The organism is Paenibacillus sp. FSL K6-0108 (genome assembly GCF_045040695.1).
GTDB lineage: Bacteria > Bacillota > Bacilli > Paenibacillales > Paenibacillaceae > Paenibacillus > Paenibacillus pabuli_B.
Genome location: NZ_CP150288.1, coordinates 633,374 through 656,642, shown reverse-complemented (window position 1 = coordinate 656,642; position 23,269 = coordinate 633,374). Strand labels below are relative to the sequence as shown.

Annotated in this window: 19 protein-coding genes; 4 read left to right on the top strand and 15 right to left on the bottom strand. The window is 47.7% G+C overall.

Annotated elements, in window-relative coordinates; genetic code table 11:
- Positions 1-50: 50 nt before the first annotated feature.
- The 9 genes from MHB49_RS03220 to MHB49_RS03180 all read right to left on the bottom strand — a co-directional run bounded on the left by MHB49_RS03220 (position 51) and on the right by MHB49_RS03180 (position 10,534).
- Complete coding sequence (locus MHB49_RS03220) at positions 51-689, bottom strand: aspartate/glutamate racemase family protein (RefSeq protein WP_247900553.1); 639 nt, start codon at positions 687-689, stop codon at positions 51-53.
- A 223-nt stretch (positions 690-912) separates the two neighbouring features.
- Positions 913-1,866 (bottom strand): aminopeptidase, encoded by a 954-nt coding sequence (locus tag MHB49_RS03215; protein ID WP_405155005.1) that lies wholly within the window; start codon positions 1,864-1,866, stop codon positions 913-915.
- 20 nt (positions 1,867-1,886) lie between these two features.
- Complete coding sequence (locus MHB49_RS03210; protein WP_247900551.1) at positions 1,887-2,558, bottom strand: AroM family protein; 672 nt, start codon at positions 2,556-2,558, stop codon at positions 1,887-1,889.
- Positions 2,559-2,654: 96 nt separating this feature from the next.
- On the bottom strand, positions 2,655-3,605 hold the full coding sequence (locus MHB49_RS03205; RefSeq protein ID WP_405155004.1) for a DUF1177 domain-containing protein: 951 nt from the start codon (positions 3,603-3,605) through the stop codon (positions 2,655-2,657).
- Between the two features lie 239 nt (positions 3,606-3,844).
- Positions 3,845-5,794 carry an alpha/beta fold hydrolase gene (locus tag MHB49_RS03200; RefSeq protein WP_405155003.1) on the bottom strand — a complete coding sequence of 650 codons (1,950 nt, stop codon included), beginning with the start codon at positions 5,792-5,794 and terminating at the stop codon, positions 3,845-3,847.
- A 103-nt stretch (positions 5,795-5,897) separates the two neighbouring features.
- Positions 5,898-6,464, bottom strand: coding sequence for a TetR/AcrR family transcriptional regulator (locus MHB49_RS03195; RefSeq protein WP_247903004.1), 567 nt, complete (start codon positions 6,462-6,464; stop codon positions 5,898-5,900).
- A 499-nt stretch (positions 6,465-6,963) separates the two neighbouring features.
- Positions 6,964-8,262 carry an ABC transporter substrate-binding protein gene (locus tag MHB49_RS03190; RefSeq protein ID WP_405155002.1) on the bottom strand — a complete coding sequence of 433 codons (1,299 nt, stop codon included), beginning with the start codon at positions 8,260-8,262 and terminating at the stop codon, positions 6,964-6,966.
- 552 nt (positions 8,263-8,814) lie between these two features.
- Positions 8,815-9,651, bottom strand: coding sequence for a carbohydrate ABC transporter permease (locus MHB49_RS03185; RefSeq protein ID WP_405155001.1), 837 nt, complete (start codon positions 9,649-9,651; stop codon positions 8,815-8,817).
- Position 9,652: 1 nt separating this feature from the next.
- The gene (locus MHB49_RS03180) at positions 9,653-10,534 is read right to left on the bottom strand and encodes a carbohydrate ABC transporter permease (RefSeq protein ID WP_063567994.1); all 882 of its coding nucleotides are present in this window, start codon (positions 10,532-10,534) and stop codon (positions 9,653-9,655) included.
- Positions 10,535-10,677: 143 nt separating this feature from the next.
- Here MHB49_RS03180 and MHB49_RS03175 point away from each other — a divergent pair, with 143 nt between their 5' ends.
- Together MHB49_RS03175 and MHB49_RS03170 are read left to right on the top strand one after the other, a co-directional pair.
- On the top strand, positions 10,678-12,504 hold the full coding sequence (locus MHB49_RS03175) for a sensor histidine kinase (protein WP_405155000.1): 1,827 nt from the start codon (positions 10,678-10,680) through the stop codon (positions 12,502-12,504).
- Between the two features lie 5 nt (positions 12,505-12,509).
- Positions 12,510-14,141, top strand: a complete 1,632-nt coding sequence (locus MHB49_RS03170; protein WP_405154999.1) for a response regulator — start codon at positions 12,510-12,512, stop codon at positions 14,139-14,141.
- A gap of 162 nt (positions 14,142-14,303) precedes the next feature.
- On the opposite strand, the gene MHB49_RS03165 is transcribed toward MHB49_RS03170, so the two are convergent.
- Positions 14,304-15,269: an arsenic resistance protein gene (locus tag MHB49_RS03165; RefSeq protein ID WP_405154998.1), complete on the bottom strand. Its 966-nt coding sequence runs from the start codon at positions 15,267-15,269 to the stop codon at positions 14,304-14,306.
- 694 nt (positions 15,270-15,963) lie between these two features.
- Here MHB49_RS03165 and MHB49_RS03160 point away from each other — a divergent pair.
- Positions 15,964-16,722 carry a tryptophan-rich sensory protein gene (locus MHB49_RS03160; protein ID WP_405154997.1) on the top strand — a complete coding sequence of 253 codons (759 nt, stop codon included), beginning with the start codon at positions 15,964-15,966 and terminating at the stop codon, positions 16,720-16,722.
- A 102-nt stretch (positions 16,723-16,824) separates the two neighbouring features.
- Here the strand turns inward: MHB49_RS03160 and MHB49_RS03155 are convergent, their stop codons facing one another.
- The 4 genes from MHB49_RS03155 to MHB49_RS03140 all read right to left on the bottom strand — a co-directional run bounded on the left by MHB49_RS03155 (position 16,825) and on the right by MHB49_RS03140 (position 20,826).
- On the bottom strand, positions 16,825-17,199 hold the full coding sequence (locus MHB49_RS03155) for a RidA family protein (protein ID WP_024632179.1): 375 nt from the start codon (positions 17,197-17,199) through the stop codon (positions 16,825-16,827).
- A 146-nt stretch (positions 17,200-17,345) separates the two neighbouring features.
- Complete coding sequence (locus MHB49_RS03150) at positions 17,346-18,026, bottom strand: oxidoreductase (protein ID WP_405154996.1); 681 nt, start codon at positions 18,024-18,026, stop codon at positions 17,346-17,348.
- A gap of 18 nt (positions 18,027-18,044) precedes the next feature.
- Positions 18,045-19,310, bottom strand: coding sequence for an MFS transporter (locus MHB49_RS03145; RefSeq protein ID WP_405154995.1), 1,266 nt, complete (start codon positions 19,308-19,310; stop codon positions 18,045-18,047).
- Between the two features lie 100 nt (positions 19,311-19,410).
- Complete coding sequence (locus tag MHB49_RS03140; protein ID WP_405154994.1) at positions 19,411-20,826, bottom strand: sensor histidine kinase; 1,416 nt, start codon at positions 20,824-20,826, stop codon at positions 19,411-19,413.
- Positions 20,827-21,059: 233 nt separating this feature from the next.
- Between MHB49_RS03140 and MHB49_RS03135 the strand changes: the two genes are divergently transcribed.
- A complete protein-coding gene (locus tag MHB49_RS03135) occupies positions 21,060-21,713 on the top strand; it encodes a phosphatase PAP2 family protein (protein WP_405154993.1) in 654 nt (217 codons plus the stop codon).
- Here MHB49_RS03135 and MHB49_RS03130 read toward each other — a convergent pair.
- Positions 21,706-23,229: an HD domain-containing phosphohydrolase gene (locus tag MHB49_RS03130; protein ID WP_405154992.1), complete on the bottom strand. Its 1,524-nt coding sequence runs from the start codon at positions 23,227-23,229 to the stop codon at positions 21,706-21,708. The genes MHB49_RS03135 and MHB49_RS03130 overlap by 8 nt on opposite strands.
- Positions 23,230-23,269 lie beyond the last annotated feature (40 nt).

Genomic DNA, 23,269 nt, shown 5'->3' with positions numbered 1-23,269 from the left:
ACCCTTGATTCAAAACTATATCCGTAATAAAACTTCTGCCATTACACTGGCTAGACATTGGATGCAGAAACAGAAACAGCTGCTCCCAATGAATAAATTGGATCAAGTGCCCGGATATGCAGTTCTTTTTCCACATCCATGGCGAAACCCATCGTAGCAAAACCGGTACACGCAAGTACAACGGATTCGGCACCTTCTGCTTTCAGTTTTCTGGCGGCTTCCATAGCCGCAATTCTCCCCTGTGGCGTGTTGAGATCCAGTGTGGTTACCACACCTTCGGGACGCCTCATCCCGATGTATGCATCGCCCAGTATTTCTCGAATCAGGATAGGCACTTCCTCCAGAATGGTTAGCACACCTACTCGTTCTGCTGAAGTGAGTGCAAGATGGGCGGCACATGACCCCGCACCATAGACCGGGATGTGAACAGCGGCACGCATTTCTGCAAGACCCGGGTCAGCTGCACAACTGATTCCTATGGAAGTACAGCCCTCCTGCTCCAGTTCTCGCGCCAAATCCACAATTTTGGGTATCGCTTCAAGCTCTGTAGCCTGATCATATACACCCAGTGGTTGATCAGGAATGCAGCGACTGTGAACCCGCATGCCATATCGCTCTTCAATCAATGCCCCGTGTCTGTGGATATCCGCTTCCTGATGAAGCGTAATCACTCGGATAAGACCCAACATCGGCATTCCTCCCCAGGTTGTGGATATCTTGTGCATATGTTACCCACAAACTGTTGATAGTTACCCTCAATTTTGTGGATATACCTTAATATATTGTGAATATGTTGTGTATTTGTCCCCAAACTTACCGCGTGATTTACACCTTAATCCCCCATTGTGGATATGTTGTGCACACGCTCTCGCACATCAATTGAACATAGGGTTTTGCCACCATCACATTGTACTATTCCCGATCAAGCAGTTCACCCTGACGCATAATAAGCACATCATCAATGTATACATCCGGCTTTTGCACCACGGCATCAATATGAACACCCGCTGCAACTGTGCCACCAAAGGTATTATTACTGCCGAACGCAACATGAATGGTACCGTAGACTTTCTCGTCCTCCAGGACAACTCCTGTGATTCGAGCCTTGTCATTGGTACCAATACCAAATTCACCAAGAATTCGACCATCACCTTCGCCCAGCATGGTTAACAGCTTGTCTCCTTCTGAGCCGCTTGCCGAAACAAGACGACCTTCTCTAATCGTTAATAATACAGGTTCACTAATTGCACCTATTCCTGCAATTGAGCCATCCACAAGGATTTCACCCTCGCCAATGTCCTCAACAGGAGCAATGTAAGCTTCACCGGAAGGCAAATTTCCTGACTCCCCCGGATTGAGATACATGCCTGTGCTCGGCACACCATTACGCTCCTGTATTGAGAATGCCAGCTGATGTCCATCTTTCTCAATGCGGACACGGCTTCCTGCAGTCAGCATGGCCGTAACCTTATCCGTCAAAGCCTTCACTTTGGGATATTCTGCGGTAATGGCACCATTCATGAACATATCGTCCGTCATACCCGGCATCGTGGCTACGCGGGTTCCAGCAGCTGCTGCCTGTTTACGCGCCTGCGTATGGGTTAGTGAATAACGGGTTACGCATACGGCAACATCTGCACGCTTCATTGCTTCCGCAATCGGTGCAGGCGGTTCTTCACCGGATTTGCTTCGTTCTTTCATCACCATAAGCACTGCATCTGCTCCCAGTGCCTTGCCTGCCTCATATATGGATTCGGCCAGTTCTCTCTTGGCATCATCCGCCACAACAGCCAGCGTTTCACCACTGCGAAGTCCAAGGCATTCCACCAAAACATTTTTACTGACGTCAATTCGTTGCTGATTCATGTGTTCGTCTCCTCCTAATGTCAGACCATTTCCGCTACTAACTTACCCATTAGAGCATTCGACAAAATGACCGGGATTCCTTCGCTGGCATCGGCAACCCATTGACGGTGGCGCTCATCATACCCCATGCAGTCCAGTAAAATGAGTTCAACACGCCCCTTCAAGGATTCGGCAGCCTGACGGAATTCAGATTCGCCGGATGTATAGGGAGAAGCAGCAGCAAACGCAGGCTGAACCAGGGAGGAGAACTTCAGATCAAGCTGTCCCGCTTGTTCTGGCAACGGCCCGATCAGCCCAAGGCGGCGGCCATCGGCCAGGGCCTGTACGGCTGGAGGAACGATGCGGTCAGGCTCAATAAGGTGCACCTTGGCTGAACGCAAGCCCGGAAATGAACCTGTGCACAGCAACAGAATATTGGGGACATTCAAAGCTTCAAACTCTCGGATTTTCCGTTCCAGAATCGGCCTTATTTTTTCACGGGATACGATGGCCGCACTGCCATCCTGCAGCCGGGAAGTTAGCACGTAATCACCAGGCTCCGGTGCCAGCGCAGTAATCTGAGCGGCTGACAAGCCGTCCAATACTCCGACTTGAATGAGCTCCGCCCGTCCCTCCAGATACTTTTCTATGACAGGCGCAACATCGGTGCGCGGAGCTTGTCCAATCGTAATCATGCCAAGCTGCTTGATCATCTTATTTCCTCCTACATATCAGATCCCCGTATGTGCCATGCTGGTTTACAATAGCTTTTTCATCCGTCGCTTCAATTGTGAACTTCTCGAATAGAACTATGCAGACGGAGCCACTTGTAACCCTGGGGTCTGAAGCACTTTCATGGAACCATACAGACGAGTGATCAGGTTATATTCCTCCACATTGTAGAACGAGCAGGTGCCATTCGTGAATTCCTTGGCTGTCTCCACTACCAAACGAACCGCGCTTGCAATATCAACTTCATGGCTCGCCCCCGTGCCACATCCCGGAACTGCAGATTGAGCTGTTATAGCTACGCCTACAACGGGAGCATGTGTAGCCACCGCTGGCTGCAAAATGGAATTGATATGGTATAAGTCATTGCCATAAGGCGTAATATCCTGCGTCGTGATTGGGAAAGTCACAGGCAGCTGCCCTGTAGTCATCTCCATGATTCGGAGCAAATCATCGCTCACCCGTAAAATGTATCCCTCTTTCACCGTTGGTGAAATGGCGATTCCTTTATGGTTAATCACCCGGTTTCCTTTGGTGGTATCAATTGACAAGATGGCTTCCATCTCAGGCAGAACCTCATGTTCGTTCATTTGCAAAATGTCGACCGGAGAGTCCATAAAATCAACCGGTTCATGCGGAAGAGTAGGGGCATCTGGACAAATATGTGTCGTCACAATGACATCCCCCTTGAGCGAGTCACCTTTGGTCTGCATATCCGCAAGTTTTAGTCCTGCTGCAACAGCAGCGACGGCGCCATCGGCATCCGACACGAGTCCGATGCGTGTTGGACGGGCACCAATTCCACCCAGCCGTCCGACGATCCCCATCGTAGGCGCCTGTCCTCCGGACAACTTGCCTTCCGTACCAGGGATGATTATTTTAACAAAATCCGTACTTCCTTTTTCTCCTTGTACCGTCAGCACTTCAACGGAAACCTGTGGATATTGAACAAATAATTGTTTTACACTCTCACCATTTACATAAGCGCTGTCCAGCGCGTCCAGTGCCAATAACGTTTTTTGAAGTGGCATCGTACACATCCTCCTCTTAGCTGTTGATCTTGAAATCAAGTCTATCGCAGTTCGGAAGAGAGTCACAATGTACTGTCTTGCCAAAATGAGCATCGTTTTATTGTGCGACAAGTATAAAAAGGAGGGAAAATAACGTTATTATTCATCTAATCTAACTATACGTGTAATATAATTTAACATTTTATTATGGAGTTCCATGATTATTCTGTAATTTGGGACTGTATACCTCAATTCGATGTTTACTGTATCTTCATTTGCCAATTCACAAGCAGTGAGGCCGTTTCATTGGCATGAAACAATGGGAATTGATGCCCATAGGGGAGTTCCACATGTTGAACCAATGAATGAATATTTTCGGGGCGTGAGTATCCCTGATCATTTATCCCCCAAACCACGAGTGTGTGGTTCGCCTCCGCACTCACACTTGTCTGCAGCACTTTATTGGTTGAATGGGACTGTATCCAGTGAAGCAAATCAGCATTCGCTCCTGCGATGCGTGGAGATTTCAAACCGGAAGAGGCTCTCCTCGCATAATCCTCAAGCATTGTTGGATAGCTCTCCGACGCTTCTGCTCTTTTTAGCTGCGCGGCTACTTGCTGAGGAGTCATCCGTGACAACAATCCTCGCAGCAATCTTCTCGGGAAGCTTGAGACCAAGCGCTGCCTTCCGTCCCTTGCTCCGCCCCATACCGGTTGAAGCATGGCAAGCTGAATATTTTGACGCCCACTCTCCTGCATGGCCACCGCGGCGATAGCCGCTCCAACAGAATGCCCTACTAGTTTGACCGGACCTTGTACCTCATCCAGTACACTACGCACCGCTTTGACCTGCCCTTGAAAGGCCGTCCCTCTTTCCTTGTTCCGCTGAACCGGGGAACGTCCAAATCCGGCAAGATCCACAAGCCATACCGGATTTCCCGTCATACTCCATAACGTATCTCCCAGGCCCATCATATCGTCAGCACTGCTCATCAAACCATGCACAATCACCCAGGGGTCCCCCTGACCTTCATGCATCAGCGCCGCCAGAACACCTACGCGTGTCCGAGTCCAGCCCTGAGGCAGATCATTCTGTGAAGGATAGCTGAAACGATAGTCCAAATCAGCTGTCACGTAAGGCAATAGCTCGCTAACCTCAGGCAACCTTTTGCCCATTCGCTCAAATAACCGCTCCGTCTGCTGCACTTCAAAATCCTGTTTCGTAATAAACGCAATGGATTCTGGCGGTATTCCGCTGATCTTTGTGCCACCAGCCTTCATGGCTGCATGGATCATGGGCAGAGGCACTGACCATCGCGGTGCCGCTACATCCAGTTCTGCTGCCAGCAACCGAATCAGTTCCTTCATATCCGGGCTGTCCGATTTTCTGGATAACAAGGGATAAGTACCGCCGGAAGGATTGCTGTCCCTCGTCAGAAAAACAAGGGTCTGTGCAACCACGTCATTGGAGACGAGTGGCAACCAGTGCTGCAGACCACCAGGAATCACCGGCATTCTCCCTCTTCTCATCGCCTGTATCATCATGCCAATCCCGCCCGTTTGTTCGGTAGCACCTGTCGGATGTGGACCGACGACCGTACTGGGGTTTACCACCGATAAAGCATACGCATGTTGTTCGGCGTGTTGTCGAATATAACGATCCGCTTCAAATTTCATATGCTCATAAGCGCTTTCGGAGTGGAACGCTTTGCTAATCCATAGCTTCTGCCTGCCCGACTTATCCCCAACATCTTCATTGACTGAAGATATGGACGGAGAATCCTCCCTCCCATACGGACTCATAAAACCGACGACATGGATAAAATGCCTCAATCCGTGTGTACGCTGAATTTCCTCAGCCAGTTTGGCAATCTCTCTTGCCCCATTCATAAAAATCTGTTCTGCCACCTTCGGCTGCAACGTGACATCCATTGTTCCACCTGCATGTATAATGATATTGGCCTGAAGAGCACGTTCACGATCTGCTTGGTTCAGCCCCAGACCAAGGGCCGACAAATCCCCCTGAATAAAAGTAATGTGCCTAAAGTCCGTTACTCCGTATGCATTCAGAACCGTCCTTGCTCTGGATTCAGAGCGTACAAGCAGCAATAATTGTGCTTCACTGTCCCCAAGCTGTTTTACTGCCTCTTTGCCTATAAACCCGGTACTGCCTGTCATTAAAATAGTGGTTGATTCATTATGTACACTCATTTCTAATCTCTCCTCTTAGCATTCTGTATTTAATAATGCATGCTGCACATTGTATTTTTTTAGTACCACACAGTACTAAATTAACTCAAAAAAAGAGCTTCGTTCACCGAAGCATCTGACAAAATGTACGTGCTGACTGTTCAATAATTCCTATGTCGCGCGCAGTCTCGGCAAGTACGAGTGAACCCTCCAGAGCTGCAATAAATAACGCAGCGGCAGGTCCCGGCTCAATCCCTTTACGAAATTCGCCACGATCCAGCCCTTGCTGCAACAACTTCTCCATCATCGGCTGCAGCTCACGGAAAAAGCGGGCTATGCTTTCTTTCACTTCGGGTGCGCTGGCTGGTGTCTGCATATACAATGTAATAAACGGACAACTTCCTTTATAATCGCGCCCTTCCATGCCTGCGGACAGTAATGCCATGAATGAATAGATCCGTTCTTCCACACCTCGTTCACGCTGACTGAGCAGCAGGTAGAGCTGCGATTCATACTGGGCAATCCAGTATTGCACTACGGCCTGGAGCAATTCCTCCTTGTTTTTGAAATGATAATAAATATTCGATTTGGATACTCCGCTTGTCCGCACGACCTCGTCCATGCTGACATAGCTGTATCCCTGACGCAAAAATAACTGAGCAGCCACTTCGACTGCCTTGGTCCGATTCACTGGATTGGAACTTTTGGATTTCACAGCATCTGAGATTGATTTTTGATTTGTCATAAATAGAACTATACAGTACTAATTATACAAACACAAGTTTTATCGTTAACAAAAGATGGTCTTTGCCGGAGTTTTGTCGGACTTGTCCACATTTAGAACATTGTACACACAGGATATCCACATATAGTATTAACCCTGTGTTAAATATGTTATTGAGCCTCTACATTTGATGGAGTTATCCACATTTCATGAGCAGTATCGCAAGCTATTCTTTCGATTGCGATAGCGGAGCCCCAAATCTAAAAAAATAGGCCAACCAGAATGCAATTCTGGCTGACCTATTTGAGTTCGAAACTTTTATTCAATCCTGTGACCGTGGCTCCGGTTGTCTGTGGATAATCAAATGCGACTTCAATTGCGAGCATGTGGATAACCAGTTAGACTGAGAGCGCTCTTACTGTATTGTACTGATGTGTACTGTAGGATGGAAAGGGTCCGGCTTGGCTTACTTTTTCAGACTATCCCAGTTTTGTTGCAATGCATCAAGCAGCGCTTTTTTGTCCGATTTACCTGCAACATACGCTTGAATTGTGCTGCCAAATTCTTGTGGAACACCTTCAGGGAAACGGTTGAAGTTCCAGCTTAATGTTTTGTTCTCTTGGCTGTACTTCATGATCTCGGTTGCAAGGTCACCCAGGTCCTCTTCGGATGCTTGGATCGAACTGAATGCCGGGATGAATTTGAACTCTTTGGTCATATATTGTTTACCGATATCCGATGTCACGAGCCATTCCAAGAACTCTTTTGCTTCCGGTTTTACTTGCGAATTCTTGTTCACAACCCAGTAGTTTGGCACACCAACAAACAATTTGTCATTCGGTTCATTCGTAATTGGCATTGGCAGAATGCCGAGATTCAGATTCGGATCGATGCCATCAATTTGTACCTGCGTCCAGTTCCCTTGCTGCATCATCGCTGCTTCTCCACTGGCAAACAGGGTTACCTGTGTGTTGTAGTCAGTTGTGAGCGGGTTTTTGTTGCTGTATTTCAACGTCAAGTCAAGCATGTTCATCCAGTCCGTGAATACTTGGTTACCAGGGATTTTCTCAGTGCCTTCGTTAAGGCCTTGGATAAATTTCACCGGATCTGCCTGATTCGCAAATGCCACGTTTACGTTATGATTGCCAAGTACCCACCACTCCTGATATCCATTGGAGAACGGGGTAATGCCTGCGGCTTGAAGTTTCTGTGCAGCCTGATCCAATTGTTCCAATGTGGTTGGAATTTCAGTGATGCCTGCTTTTTGGAAAAGGTCTTTGTTATAAATGAAGCCATAGCCTTCCAGCGCCAGCGGTTGTCCATACAATTTGCCGTCTTTGGTCATCGGCTCTTTGGCAACATCAAGCACATCTTTTACCCATGCTTCACCTGACAGATCTTCCAGGTATTCGAGCCATGTGTCCAGTTCACGATATCCACCAACGTTGAAAATATCCGGTTGTTCGCCGGCAGCGAATTTGGCTTTCAATGCAGCGCCGTAGTCACTGCCGCCACCCACGGTCTGAATGTCCAGTTTGATGCCTGGATGGGAGGACTCATATTCCGCTTTGAGCCGGTTAAGCGCTTCCGCAATTTCGACTTTGAACTGAAAGATTTTAATGGTTTTTTCTCCTGCAGCAGCCTCTCCGCCACTTTGGGCGTCTGTGTTGACAGGACTGCCACTCTTATCTCCGTTACCACAACCTGCGAGCATTACGGAAAAAGCAATCAGCATAAGCAACGTCAACTTGGTCATTCTTTTCATACATACACTCTCCCTATAGTAGTTTCAGTATAACAGCTTCGTTGCATTTTTTAGCCACTCGATGCAGGCGACGATTGATTTATAACCGTTCCCTCATCGGTGTCTCCCCCTTACACCTTGCAAAGTTACGTGGTTCTTTCCTAAAGAGGGGTGTCCCCTCAGCCATGAGTATGGCGAGTAAGGGTTAAACTTCTTTCTTCGCTCTTCCAGTCTAACGAACCCAACGCACGCTATTCGCAACTATTTGTTATGGTTTGCATTCTAACGAATCCTGGAAGCGTTATTTCGTCGATATGATCGATTTTTAAGGTTTTGACACCTTTTTTACCAGATTAACGTTACTGAGATTCGTTAAACTTTGCATGCCTTGATTATTCACCACATAAGATGCGGTGAGTTCGTTAGAACTTTGACCAGCAAGTATGTCATTCCCCCTTAGAAGAAGCGCTCGCCTTTGATACTCGGTGGCTTCTTTACTTGAATTCATTCAGGCCACCGAGGAGCAACAGCGACCGAAAGCGCACATGATCCCGGAGCGGACTTCCCTCGCACTCACCCTTTAACTGATCCGGCGGTAATCCCCTGAATGATGTATTTCTGCATCAGCAGGAAGAAGATGATAATTGGCATAATGCCAAGCACCAGTGCAGGCAGGGCGAGATCCCATTGTTTTGTATATTGTCCGAAGAGCGCAAAGGTCGCAATCGGAATGGTACGCAAGTTGGAGCTTTGCAGAATCAGGGATGGCAGCAGATAGTCATTCCAGATCCAAAGTGTGTTCAGGATGATTACGGTTACATACATCGGCTTCATGAGCGGGAATACAATCCGGAAGAACACGCCGTAAGCGGAGCTTCCATCCACCCGAGCTGCCTCTTCAATTTCGAGCGGAACCGATTTGACGAATCCGTGGAACAGGAAGATGGACATCGGTGCGCCAAAACCGAGATAACAGATGATGAGTCCGAAGAGGCTATCGATCAGTCCAAGATTACTGGTTACGGTAACGAGTGGAATCATGATAGACTGAAACGGAATTACCATGGCGGCAATAAACACGCCGAACAAAATCCGGTTGAAGCGCGTATCGCTGCGTACCATTCGGTAGGCGGCCATGGAGCTAATCAACACCAGCAGCAGATTGCTGACTACGGTGACGATGAGCGAGTTCATCAGCGCTGACGGGAATTTAATTTTCTCCCAGGCGTTTGCATAGTTGCCCCATTGGAACACCTCCGGCCATGCGGCCGAATTGGTAAGCAGGTCACCGAATGTTTTGACTGAATTGACAAATAGGAAGTAAAACGGAACCAGGAACAATAATCCAATGACCACCATAACAATCTCGGTTACAATGGTACTGAAGCGGTAATTTTTTGACGTGTCCATCTTATGCCTCCACCTCCTTGCTCTTCGTTACACGCACCTGAATCATGGTGATAATGGCAACGATGACGAAGAACACAAGTGCTTTGGCGGTACCGATGCCGTACCGATTATTCACAAAAGCCTCATTGTAAATATTCAGCGCTACCGATTCTGTTGATCCAAACGGTCCGCCTTTGGTCAGCGACAGATTGAGATCGAACATTTTGAATGACCAGGAGATGGCAAGGAACAGACAGATTGTGACTCCCGGCATAATGAGCGGGAAAATAATGCTGCGCAGTACCTGCCAGCGGCTGGCACCATCAATTTCGGCAGCTTCCAGCAGATCGGGTGAAACGTTGGTCAAGGATGAGATGTAGATAACCATCAGATACCCTGCGGTCTGCCAGACAAATACAATGACGATACCCCAGAAGGCGGTCGGCTCGTCTCCCAACCATGGGAGGTTGAAGAAGGACCAACCTGTTACGTCGCCTACTGCTGAAAACCCTTTCACAAATATGAACTGCCAGATAAAGCCGAGCAACAATCCACCGATCACGTTAGGCATAAAAAAGATCGTGCGCAGAAAGTTTCTCGTCTTGAGCGGTTTGGTCAGGAAATACGCCAGGAAAAAACCGATAACATTGGTCAAGATTACACCAACCACGGTGAAGCGCACCGTAAACCAAAACGCAGATAGAAACTTGGGGTCATTCGCAAAAATTTGCTTGAAATTGTCGAATCCTACCCAATGAATGTTCGCCGACACCCCGTTCCAGTCGGTAAAGGAATACACCATGCCAAGCAGGAAAGGGACCACGATGATGAGAATAAAAAAGACGATGGAGGGACCCACGAACACAAGCTGCTGTAACAGCTGTGAAGATTTGCGATGCTTCATATCGTTCTCCCCTTCTATAGATGGATGAAATTGGTCTCTTGTTCTATTAAACTCCAATCTCGCACAGGGAAACACCGACCCTGGTGAACAGTTGGGTGTAAAATATTGTCCTTTCTTAACCTGCAACCAGAAGGGGTGTCACGATGTCAAAATACTACAGCATTCGCACCAAGCTAATCGCTTTTATGCTCATTGCCACAACCATTCCGCTGCTGGCATCCATCAGCATGACGTTTATCCAGACCAAAACCGCCCTGCGCGAGCAGGCCGTTGCCGAGAATAAACGCCTGATCTTTCAGGCGTCTACCAATCTCAACAATTACGTGGATAACGTGGCAAGAGCTTCGCTTGCTGTGTACAATGATCCGAATTTTCTGCGGAATCTGGCGAAAATCCCCGGCGATTATCGTGCCGTTGCCGAGGTATACACTACCTTGCAGACGATACGCTCGGCTGTTCCCGATGTATTTCAGCTGTATCTGCACTCCTTTGCTGCCAATCAATCGACATTGATTGCGAATCCTTTCCCGAAGCGGGAAGAGCGCAAACAGGCCTACTCCGACTCGCTTCATGGAAAATCGGACGATAAAAGTCCGGATATCTGGGTCGAATCGGCGCACGTTAGTCATTCCTACGGCTTCAAGGCGGCGTCAGCCGATGACCCTCCAAGAACGGTGATTACCCTTCACCGTGTGATCAAGGATGTGCCTTCGACCAAACGATTGGGCGTGCTCGCCATTGATTTGAACATGAATACCATTGCTGAAATCTGCAGCAGACTGTATGATCCGGCAAAAGAACAGATCTATGTCATCGACAATCAGAACCAGATTATTTTCGAAGGAAAGTCGGAAGTCAGCGGAACGGATAGCTTACGTCAGGAAGCATCGACTAAGCTGAATTCGGCACGTTCCGATGCAGGAACAACACAGACCGCTTCCGGTCATTTTGAACAGGATCATTCGATGTATGTGTACCAGCAATTAGGCAGCCCATTTGCAGACTGGACCATTGTTAAACAGATTCCGAATGAAACGTTGTACGCAAGTGCCACCACTTTAACGTGGAATAATGCCATGATCGCTATTGCTGCACTGTTATTGGTCATTGTGGCAACCCTGTTCATCTCGATCCGGATCACCGGACCACTCAAGCAATTGATGCGTTATATGAATCAGATTCAGGCAGGGCGTCTGCATGTGGATATCCGGTTAACGAGCCGGGATGAGATCGGTGTGCTGGCCCGTCATTTCCGGGATATGATGGATACGGTGAACAATTTGATTTTGCGGGAATATCGCCTTGAAATTGCGAATAAAACGAATCAGCTTAAAGCGCTGCAAGCCCAGATCCATCCGCATTTTCTGTACAATACACTGCAGTCGATTGGTACACTTGCTCTGCAGCAGCAAGGGCAGCGGGTATATGTACTGCTCTCTTCCCTATCCAAAATGCTGCGCTACAGCATGCGTGACCAGACCAAGGTCACTTTGCACGAAGAAGCCGAGCATGCACGGCTCTATCTGGAACTGCAAAAAGAGCGGTTCGGTGACCGCCTGGAGGTTGAACTGGATTTTGCCGAAGATACCCTGCGCGCCGAAATGCCGAGGATGACCTTGCAGCCTTTAATTGAAAATTACTTCAAGCACGGAGCGGATGTTCAGCCTGGCAAAGGCAGGATACGCATATCCAGTCAGCGAACGCCGGACGATTGGATTCAGATTCGGCTGGAAAATAACGGACCTTGCATTCCCGAAGAGAAGTTGTCCGAGATTCAGCGTTGGTTGCGTCCGGTATCCATGTCTTCCGATTCCTCTCAAGAATCGGATGAGACCGAGTCGATTGGACTTCGTAACGTGATGCGCAGGCTCCAGTTGAACTCACCTCCGGGATACAATGCAACACTTACGATCGGCAATCTGGAACCGAATGGTGTGGAGATCATAGTCAAAATATACGCGGGAGAGTGAACAACATGAAAGCCTTGATTGTCGATGATGAAAAACACGTCCGCGATGCGATTAAGCTGCTTGGTCAATGGGAAGCCGCAGGAATAGATACTTTGTATGAAGCGGCCGATGGTCACGAAGCGATTGCTGCCATCACGGCTCATCAACCGCAAATCGTACTCAGTGATATGCGAATGCCTGGCAAGGATGGCATGGCTCTGCTGGAATGGATATCTGTTCATGCCCCGAATAGCAAGGTACTGGTCATCAGCGGATATGATGATTTTGAACTGGTTAGACATGCGATTCGATACGGAGGTACGGACTACCTGCTCAAACCAGTGGAAGCAGACGAACTGAATTCATCCTTATATAGAGCAGTCGATGCCTGGAAAGAAGCCGATGCTGTTCGTATGCAGTCCACAAGACAATCCATGGTCGTTAATCAGATGCGTCCGCATTATCATGACAGACTGCTCACCGAGCTTGTCGTCGGACGCGGAAGCAACAATAGCCAATTCCAGCGGCTGCGGGATGAATTAAATCTGCCCAAGCAGATCGACAGTTGCAGTGTGGCCGTCACCAGCCTCTCCCATCTCGATGCGCAATGCTTGGCAAAGTATCGCAGCCAGCCTGATCTGCTCGTATTCTCCGTGCTGAATATCTGTGCAGAGATGTTATCCCCACCTGCCGAAGGTGTCGTGTTCCGCCAGCTTGATCAACCGGATGAAGTCGTCCTCCTATACTGGGGTCAGTGTTCATCCCTCCAAACCATTCTCGAAAAAGTGAACGATGGTCTGGAGCAGACCATCCAGCGCCGTCTTCATTTTGGCATCTCCAGCTGTGAGTTTCATCCTACGGGAACCTCGGGAGCATATCAGGAAGCAAGCTTGCGGTTGTGGCGGCGTAATGCTCTCCAAACAAAGCAGTGTATTCACGATGCATTGGAGCCGTCCAACGGAAACAAAGGAATGCGGTTATCTACCTTTGAGGAGTCCTTACGTCTCGCATCAATGAGCGGGCGCGCTTCCAGCGTGTCCAATGCGGTTGCAGAATGGATTGATCCCATCACCCGGCTCGATGTCATCACAGCGGAGCAGATACAGCAATGGGTGGATGAAATGGAATGGATGATTGGCCGTTGGCTCGACGATGCCGCCGGCGCCCCACCGAAGGAGGAAGATGAAACGATAGAGGAACAATCCATTCCATTCGCCGAATTACCTTTGGATCGTGATGGATTGTTATCGCTGCCCTTGCTCCGCTCCCTGCTGGAACAGCGGCTGCTCGCAGCCGGAAAAGCCCTCACTGCACATCATCACGCCACACCGGACCCGATGAGTGAGATCGCACGTTATATGGATGCTCATTACCAGGAGGACCTGTCTCTGCAGCAGATTGCTGCACGGTTCTACCTGAGTCGCGAATATATATCTCGCAAATTCAAACAGCAGTTCGGATTGAACTGGTCGGAGTATTTGGGCAAACTAAGAATCAATAACGCCAAGCTGCTATTACAGAACCCTTCCCTACGAATTGCAAAAATCTCGGAGATGGTCGGCTATCAGGACGAGAAGTATTTCAGTAAAGTGTTCAAAAAAATGGAGGGCATCACACCGGGGGAGTACCGCAAAACGTTATCTGACGGAAATGCTTAATAGACCTGCGAGCACTGTAGAAATTCATCTGCCGGTACGCGGTCCATTCGTCCAACTATAATAGGAGCATCCCGTCATATTATGACTCTGGGGTGCCCCTTTCCTGTTACATATTATGAATGCATCTCCTTAGATACACCCTTGATCTACTTTTCTAACAGATCAGCGATCCCGCAGTATTACGGAAGGAACAATACGAATATAGATCAACTCTCCCGCCAACTCGACGATTGTCTGAGTTACAATCACTGCGGCAGCAATTGTGGCCCACTCTGCAGGCAGTGCAAGCGCCAATGGCAGAACGACAAGTGAATTACGGGTCCCTGCACTGAAAATAACGGCCCTGCCTGCGCCCGTATCCAACCGGAAAAGAGCCGCAATGATTCGTGATATGAAGGGCATAACCACCAGAAAAAGAAGATAGATAGGCAGAACATCCACAATCACGGCAAAATCATGGTACACCTTCCCGATCTGCGATGCGACAACAACAATCAAAGCCAGAGCCATCATGGGCACAGGCAGCCAGGCTGTTGCGTTCATCACCCGTTCTCCTCCCGATTTGCCTTTGGTCAAGACTTGCGTAAGAACAGCTAACAGCAACGGAATAACGATCAGGAACAGAAAAGCCTCAACGAAGGGCCCCACATGCATGACCTGTGCCGCTTCCTTCCCGATGAACAGCCACAAATATACCGGCAGCAAGACCATTTGTATCACAAACAGGATTGGCGTTGCTGCCAGCATTAATTTCTCATTGCCCCGACCCAGCTGTGTAAAAACAATGACATAGTCAATGCAGGGGGTTAGCAGTACCAGATAAACGCCTATAAGTACGGCAGGAGGTTGCGGAAATACCAGGGTTAACAACCACACAACCATAGGCACAACGATAAAATTAGCGACCAGCAAAGCTCCAATAAATCGCAGGTTGGACAAGGATTCTTTCAGCTGTAAAAAAGGAATCTGTGCAAACATGCTATATAATAAAATGGCAAGCACAGGTGAAACCGTATAATACAGCGCTGATCCCCATTCAGGGGTGCCCAGCCCAATCGCTGCTCCCACGAACAGAGCAACGACATAAAACCACGTTTGTTGCTTCTCCATCGTTTCTCTCGTAAACAACCTTCTTCCTCTCCCTCTGAGAATTAGCATTTTATCACAATATCAAAATGATAATTGTACGTATGTAGTGAGTTGTAGTGAATAGAAGTATATGTTATTGTCATATTAGAAAGCAGTTCTGGGTAATATGAAAATATCCGCAATGCGCTAACATTGCGGATATCCAGACAAAAGACCGATGGGTGACCACGGCGCGAATTTCAAATGCATGAAAAACCACCGAATTAAGGGGCCAACCTATCGTCGGTGGTTTTTCTTGTTCTTACGTGTCTTCTTAACGCTGAATAAAGTTCTCAGGCCAGTACAAATACTGACGACCTTTAATAAAGCGTCCAGAATCTTCACGATCAAATCAAGGGACACGGCTCCACCTCCTTTCGGAGCAGCTTCGCCATGTCTTCCCACCGATTCCATTTGTCCTAAATTTGAGTATAGCAGAACGTTGTGAACGAATATAGATAAACTTACCAGACAAATGAATATGAAAGACGTTCATGCTATTAACATATTTCTGTTTCAACCCGCGTACATTGAGACGTAGCACAGCGAATAGGAGAGTGGCAAACCGCAGGATATCAGACACCGGTCCTGTGATTTTTTTGCGGCTTCTTATTAGAATGCGAAAGAACTGGGTATATTCATTGTAGACTGACCCGTGGTTCATTCACTTTTGTTAAACCAAGGAGGAAACACCATGTCACGTAACAATCCGTACAAGTGGTTAAACGCAATTGGGTTTATCGCTGTTATCGTCGTAAACTACCTTTCCAACGCACTGCCGATCGGAGGCAGGACCAACAAAGAAGTATCGGATATGTACCCTGTATTACTCACACCTGCTGGCTATGCTTTCTCCATATGGGGACTGATCTATCTGCTGCTCGCAGGCTTTGTCATCTATCAATTCGTTCCCTCTTCGTGGAAAAGGGACTCCATTACCCGCCTCGGGTACTGGTTTCTAGCAAGCTGCGCTTTTAATGTAGCGTGGATCTTTGCTTTTCAAAATCTCAAAATCGGTCTCGCATTAGTCATCATCGTTCTGCTTCTGCTCACCCTCATCATGTTGTATGTAAAGACGCGTGCAATCACCCTTCCCACAACTGCCGAAGTCTGGCTCGTAAAGCTGCCGTTCAGCATATACCTTGGATGGGTGAGCGTGGCAACCATTATCAATGCGGCTGTACTATTATATAAAATCGGCTGGGATGGCTTCGGACTCAGTGAACCTACCTGGACGATCATCATGTTAATTGTAGGCCTGGTGCTTGCTGTTCTGGTGAGCTTCCCTTACCGGGATAGCGTATATCCACTTGTCTTTACATGGGCATACATTGCCATCGCACTCAAACAGAAAGACGTCACCTCCGTGTATTATACGGCAATTATCGTTGCGATCGTACTGGCCATTTATGCGGTATGGCTGTTCTTCGCCCGTAATCAGGATCGGGATTGATCTGGATTTGAACTGCTTACAGAAACTAAAAAGCCGATTTCAGTCATTTGACCAGAAATCGGCTTCTATGTATCCTTCCTTGCTTGGCAAATATCAGCTTCCCTATTTGAGGGCAATGACCTCAATCTCCACAAGTGCATCCTTCGGCAGACGAGCGACTTCAACCGCACTGCGTGCAGGGTAAGGCTGTTCGAAGAACGTGCTATACACTTCATTTACCGGAACAAAATCATTCATGTCTTTCAGGAAAACAGTCGTTTTCACGACTTTGTCCATACTCGTGCCTGCTGCCTCAAGAATGGCCTTCACATTGCTCAGGGACAAACGAGTCTGCTCCTGTACATCGGCTCCGAATTCTCCTGTTTGCGGATTCAGGCCAAGCTGACCGGAAGTATAGATGAAATCGCCTGCTTCAACGGCCTGGCTGTATGGACCGATGGCGCCTGGCGCCTGATCGGTAGAGATTGGTTTTTTCATGGACGAGTTCTCCTTCATGTTCGCTGTCCTGCCGCCGAGAGGAGACAAGCTCGAACTCATTTTTGAAGCTTATTATACCATGATCACGTCCAGCCAAGAAACATCTAGCTTAGCTTTCACTCCGGTATCGGGTGATCATGAAAATATCAGGAACCATCCAAACCAAGCACATGAATGACATCATTGGAATACACATGGTTTCCATGAGTTTGAACAAATGCAATATTCATCATGGCCCGAGCTATGGTGGAAGCCTGGATTGCCCGGTATTTATCCACTCTGCCTTTCATCCAGCCATCCAGAAACGTCATGACACGAGCTGCCAACTGCTCACCCAACCGTTTTTCTTTGCGATCTCCGAGGATTAACGACGGACGGAAAATATGCAGTGAACGGAAACCGATAGCCGACAACGCCTCTTCCATCTCTCCCTTGGTCCGACTATAAAATACACGTGACCCGGCATCGGCTCCCATCGAAGAAATGACGAGCATTTGGGATACCCCCTGCTCCTTGGCAAGTTTGGCAGCTTCTACTGGGTAGTGAAAATCCACTTGGCGGAACTTTTCCTGACTTCCGGCTTTCTTAATCGTTGTACCCAAGCAACAATATAAATCATCAATATCGCGAAACAGATCTTTGTGCTCTGTAAGTTGTTCCCAGTCCACGACATGCTGCTCCAGCTTTGGATGTTCCCATTTCAGCGGGCGTCTGACCAATACACGGACCCGGCCATAAGCCGGATTCTGAAGCAAGCTGCGTACCAGCAATCCACCCACAAGCCCGGTAGCTCCAATCACAAGGGCTTGCCGTTCGTGAATATCCAAGTACATCCCTCCACATCTCTATTTCAGAAGCACACGACGTCCAAGCGTAAACGTAAGAACCAGCATCGCTGTACCAACTCCTACTTGGAAGCCATAGGCGGAAATCCAATTCAATGCTTCCGGCCAGGTTTCCATTCTCTCATATAACCAGCCGCCAATCAGCGGTCCAAGGAACGAGGTCACACCAGTCATAGCCGAATACACGGCGACAAACATCGGTCTTTCGCTTTTCGGTGTATCTCCTATTGTGAAGTTAAAGGCAAGCTGGTTGAATCCACCTACACCAATACCAAGAAAGATATGAGATAAAAAAAGCGCTATCAAAACAGGCATAAACGACATCAATCCCCATGACAGACAGGAGATAGCAATAATCGGCAATGTCCAAAACAATAAGGTTTTGTTGCTGAATCTCGCGTTCAGATTGCCCCAGATATAGAACCCAGCCATCATAACGAGGGTCTGCACAACGGTAATTATAGATACCGTCTGATAATTAATGTTAAGCAGGTCAAGCATCACATAGGAAAAAAGCGGAACGATCAAGGTCTGGATCAGTAACCAGGCCGCGAGGAACAGTGCGGCTCTCAGAAAGGAAGGATCCTGAAACGGCTTCTTGAACATGCGCCAAAAAACTTTTTCAGTTGAACGTTCAAACGGTACGTCGGGATAAAAGCAATAAATAACCGTATTGGCTACGGCGCAGATCCATACAGGAATGAACAGAATTAAGAAGCCCATCTCCCCGGGAAAACGGTCCAGAACAATGCCTCCCGCAAATAAGCATACGCTTCCAAGTGCGTTCAGAATCGTGTTTCGAATTCCGAAATAACGCCCTCTCACCTTGGCAGGAACGATATCTCCAATCAACGAAGTCCAGATCATGCCGCCAATCGTATTGGCAATGAATGCAACCGTATACACACCAATATAAACGCCTACCCACCAATCCTTGGGAAACAGGAACGGGATCAGTCCCGTCGAACTCCACAGGATGCGATGCATCCCGACAAACAATATCAGCATACGTTTGCGGCTGCGAATGCGCTGCATCCAGTAAGCCGCTCCAATCTGGGCAATATTAACAAACGTCGTAATGGCGAGCACAAAGCCAATATGTCTTGACCCGGCCCCAAGGTACAGCAGAAATCCGGTTAAAAATGGGCCTCCCAGCAACGTCTGCAAAATAATTGCCGGTACACCCTCCCATGTTGCAATGGATAAATTCGTGCGTTGTGTCGAACCCTTGCGCCGTGGTTTGCCTGCAAACGGAGGAGGGTTCACGTTGACCGTCTTCTGTATGGGGATACACTCCTTAGACCGGATTTCAAGTGCCGGTCGATGCTAGTTGTCACCCCAAATTCTACTCACAGCGTGCAGGTTGTCAACTCATTTTTTCACGTTTCAAAGGGAGATAGAGACTGAAGGTGCTTCCCTTGCCCTCAACACTTTCAAGTTCTATAGATCCATCCAATAGTCTCGCCAAATCCCTACTGATGGACAGGCCGAGTCCTGTTCCCCCGAATTTTCGGCTAATCGACCCATCAGCCTGCTGAAATGCTTCAAAAATGGATTGATGTTTATCTTCAGCAATCCCTATTCCCGTATCTTGCACGGAAAAAACAATCCAGTGACTCTGAAAACCCGATTTTTTGATCTGCCTGGTGCTCACGGTCAGTGTGACCTTCCCCTGATGCGTAAATTTGATGGCATTGGATATCAGATTTCGAAGAATCTGCTGAACTCGCTGAGGATCAGACCAGATATTCTCGGGCAATCCAGGTTTCATATCCAGATGCAGTCCAATTCCCTTTTTCTCGGCAATCATCTGGAAGTGATTCATGGCATCTTCAATAAGTTGTGCAACACTGATATCTTCCAGGGCGATATCCAACCGGCCTGCCTCCACTTTGGACAGATCAAGAATGTCGTTGATTAATGTAAGCAATTCCTGACCAGACTGTTCAATCATGGCTGCAAAACGGACAATATCCTCCTGGTCCATCGTATCTCCGTTCTCACTGATCATCTGTGCAAAATTAATGACACTGTTCAGCGGTGTTCGCAGTTCGTGCGACATATTAGCGAGGAATTCCGATTTGTACTGTGAAGCAATCATTAACTGCTTCGCACGGTCTTCCAGTACAATCTTGGCTTTCTCCAATTCTTCTTTTTGAACAGACAATAAACGATTGGTGCTCTGAATAAGCAATATTCGATTCTGCTCATTCTGAAAATCTCGTAAAATAAAAGCAAAAACAAGACTGAGCACAATACCTGCTGGCAGGGTATACGGCATAATGTGCGAGAAAAAATATGCGGCTGGGATAACACCAAAAGCAGCAATATTCAGGCTGTTGATCACATTTACGATGACAGTGACGATGATACCTTTAACAATCAGTCTGTAGTCACTGCGTCTCATCCATATATTTACCCCTGCACACAACACACCTAGAATGGACATATTGATCAGGGCAGCCACCGTCGCATCATTGATGCCGAAAGTTAACCGAGTCAGTCCTATCCCCACCCCTACGATAATAACGCTATAGGGTTGTCTATACGTCATAACGGCAACAATTAAAGGAACAAAGCGAAGGTCGAAGACCACTTCATCATTAAGCTGAAATCCAAATACCGTGCTGATCCAGCCTGCAAAAATAAGTACGAACAATGAACTGATTTGTTTTATTCGTGATGAAACGCGTATAACGATGTATTTATAGAACACACTGGCAAGGTAAGCGATGGTAATAAGCATCCCCATATTTAATACGAACATTTTTGAAAGTTGCATTCACTCACTCCTGTTGTCGTGTATTCATTGATAAAAAATCCATAGTCCGTATGCATCTCTATCATATCATGCCCTTTCAACCTTCGACATTCCTTCCTCGTCAATAAAATGCACAAAAATACACAAATCAGTGATTCAATTTGTGCGCCGAAAGTAGTAAAATATATTGTTGTTCGATTTTAATTGTTGTGATCCAGTTCCTTGCGAACATGGATGAAAGGAGAAACGGTGTTGTGCATGTGTTAAAAAGCAAATCCTACTGGCTGTCATTAAGCTTGATGCTTTCCTTGGCTGTCATGGGGATGTTCTATGATATTCTGAATAGTCCGGAGCGAGGTTTCTCTGTGCTTAACTCCCCGTTGGACCGGATCATCCCTTATGTACCTTCCATGTCCATACCCTATCTGGGCTGGTATCCGTTTGTCTTTGGTGTACTGGCTTATTTATGCGCCAAGGATCGACTCACCTATTATCGTGTCCTGTTATCCATGAACATCTGTGTCTGGATTTGTTACCTGATCTATTTTAATTTCCAGACCATGGTGCCGCGTCCCGAGTTAACCGGTACAGGTCTCGGTTCATCTCTTCTTGGATGGCTCTACGGCCAGGACCGTCCATATAATTGTTTTCCAAGTATTCATGCCCTTCATTCCTATCTGGTGATGCGCGCTGTTCTCTCCGTTCAGAGCATTCGCAAACAGGTTAAAGTATTTGTTGCTGCCGGGGCAGCACTGATTATATTATCCACCTTAATGATCAAACAACATGTAATCTATGACGCCCTGGGTGCGGTCGTACTCGGTGAATGCGTTTTTACAATTATCACTGGGCTTTCCCTGCACCGTCGTCGCAGAAAAGAATCGAAGTGGACAGAGGGGATCAGCTGATCCCTCGTTCCGACGGCTTCTGGAGATCTTGTTGCCGTCTCCATTCCTCAATAAACAAGCTTGCAAAATAGGGATCCCACTGGGTCCCTTTTCCTTCTTCCAAAATAGATAACGCTTTCTCGTGGCTCATCCCATTCCGGTATGGTCGATCAGACGTCATGGCATCAAAAGCATCGGCCACAGCAATGATACGGCCAAACAGCGGAATCTCCTGGCCTGCTATGCCATCTGGATATCCTTTGCCATCATATCTTTCGTGATGAGATCTTACACCCGGCAGAAAGTCTGCCATGGCATCAATCGGTTCAATCTGCAGCAAAATACTCTCTCCAAGAACGGGATGCGTGCAAATGATGGCGAATTCCTCATCGGTGAGTTTCCCATCTTTTAATAACACTTCATCGGGGATTCCGATTTTCCCGATATCATGCAGCAGCGCTGATTTGTATAACAGGTCTGCTTGTTCTTCATTCATGCCGCTCAATCTGCCTATCATAATGGAGTACTCTGCCACCCGCATGGAATGACCAGCCGTATATTTGTCCCGAGCGTCCAATGCAGCTGCCAGGGTGGAAAAATAACTTTGCAGCAGCTGCTGATTGCGTTCCTGTCTCATCTCTAGCCGATTAATCATCATATTGAAACCGGAGATGAGCGCAGAAAACTCATCCGCGTACAGATCAGGCGTTCTTCTGCCGAGGTCTCCCTCTTGAATTCGATTCATCTCCTCCGTCAGCTCCGCAACCGGACCGCGAACATCCCGAATCAGCAGCCAGCTTCCCACAAGGGCAAATCCCCCGCCCAGTATAACGATAAGAACCGCCCACAACGTATACTCTTTCGCAAACTCTCTATCTATGTACTGAAGCCGGATCGATGTAGCCAGGAAGAACAGAAACAATGGAAATAACCCGATTAGTGCGGTACTCAGCTGGAATTTGCGCTGAATGGAAACCAGAACACGTCCACCCAGTGTTGGCTCCATGCCATACTGGACTTTGCCCCGGCGGCGAACTTCAAGCAGCAGCGGCCTCACGGCCCGTACCGTCAGAAAATATTCAATTAGGGCATGCATCACGGCAATCAATAAGGCACATGCAGCTGCAACTGCGACATATCCGTACGGAAATTCCAGCCAGCCTGTAGAAATCATCCATATCGTCAATCCGGCAGCAGGCAAGGAAAACCCAAGCATATGCGGGCCCAAAATGCGATAGATCGTTTGTCCCGGAAAACGGTGAATGCTCTCATACATCTTTGTCAATTCGGACTTTTCATGATGCTCGGCGGCAAAGAATTGCCGAATGGGACCGAGTTGTGCCCATAGTGTAATCAGTTCAGCAACAAGCATAAACAATAGCGAAATCAACACAATGGTAATAAGGCGTACAAATTGAATGTTCGGTATTTGCAAGGTAGACACCATCACCACTGTACCTACCACAAAAACAGCTGCTATTGAACCGATAAGGTAATTCCGCATCAGTCGAAAGATAAATGAACGGTATACTTCCACCTAAACCCCTCACTCTCTAGGTCCAACCAGTTCTCCCTAT

Bases quoted from the DNA above. Each gene is read 5' to 3' on its own strand.
- MHB49_RS03215 (WP_405155005.1), bottom strand. From the start codon at position 1,866: ATGAATCAGCAACGAATTGACGTCAGTAAAAATGTTTTGGTGGAATGC.
- MHB49_RS03185 (WP_405155001.1), bottom strand. From the start codon at position 9,651: ATGGACACGTCAAAAAATTACCGCTTCAGTACCATTGTAACCGAGATT.
- MHB49_RS03175 (WP_405155000.1), top strand. From the start codon at position 10,678: ATGTCAAAATACTACAGCATTCGCACCAAGCTAATCGCTTTTATGCTC.
- MHB49_RS03170 (WP_405154999.1), top strand. From the start codon at position 12,510: ATGAAAGCCTTGATTGTCGATGATGAAAAACACGTCCGCGATGCGATT.
- MHB49_RS03200 (WP_405155003.1), bottom strand. From the start codon at position 5,794: ATGAGTGTACATAATGAATCAACCACTATTTTAATGACAGGCAGTACC.
- MHB49_RS03180 (WP_063567994.1), bottom strand. From the start codon at position 10,534: ATGAAGCATCGCAAATCTTCACAGCTGTTACAGCAGCTTGTGTTCGTG.
- MHB49_RS03205 (WP_405155004.1), bottom strand. From the start codon at position 3,605: ATGCCACTTCAAAAAACGTTATTGGCACTGGACGCGCTGGACAGCGCT.
- MHB49_RS03210 (WP_247900551.1), bottom strand. From the start codon at position 2,558: ATGATCAAGCAGCTTGGCATGATTACGATTGGACAAGCTCCGCGCACC.
- MHB49_RS03190 (WP_405155002.1), bottom strand. From the start codon at position 8,262: ATGAAAAGAATGACCAAGTTGACGTTGCTTATGCTGATTGCTTTTTCC.
- MHB49_RS03140 (WP_405154994.1), bottom strand. From the start codon at position 20,826: ATGCAACTTTCAAAAATGTTCGTATTAAATATGGGGATGCTTATTACC.
- MHB49_RS03220 (WP_247900553.1), bottom strand. From the start codon at position 689: ATGTTGGGTCTTATCCGAGTGATTACGCTTCATCAGGAAGCGGATATC.
- MHB49_RS03160 (WP_405154997.1), top strand. From the start codon at position 15,964: ATGTCACGTAACAATCCGTACAAGTGGTTAAACGCAATTGGGTTTATC.
- MHB49_RS03155 (WP_024632179.1), bottom strand. From the start codon at position 17,199: ATGAAAAAACCAATCTCTACCGATCAGGCGCCAGGCGCCATCGGTCCA.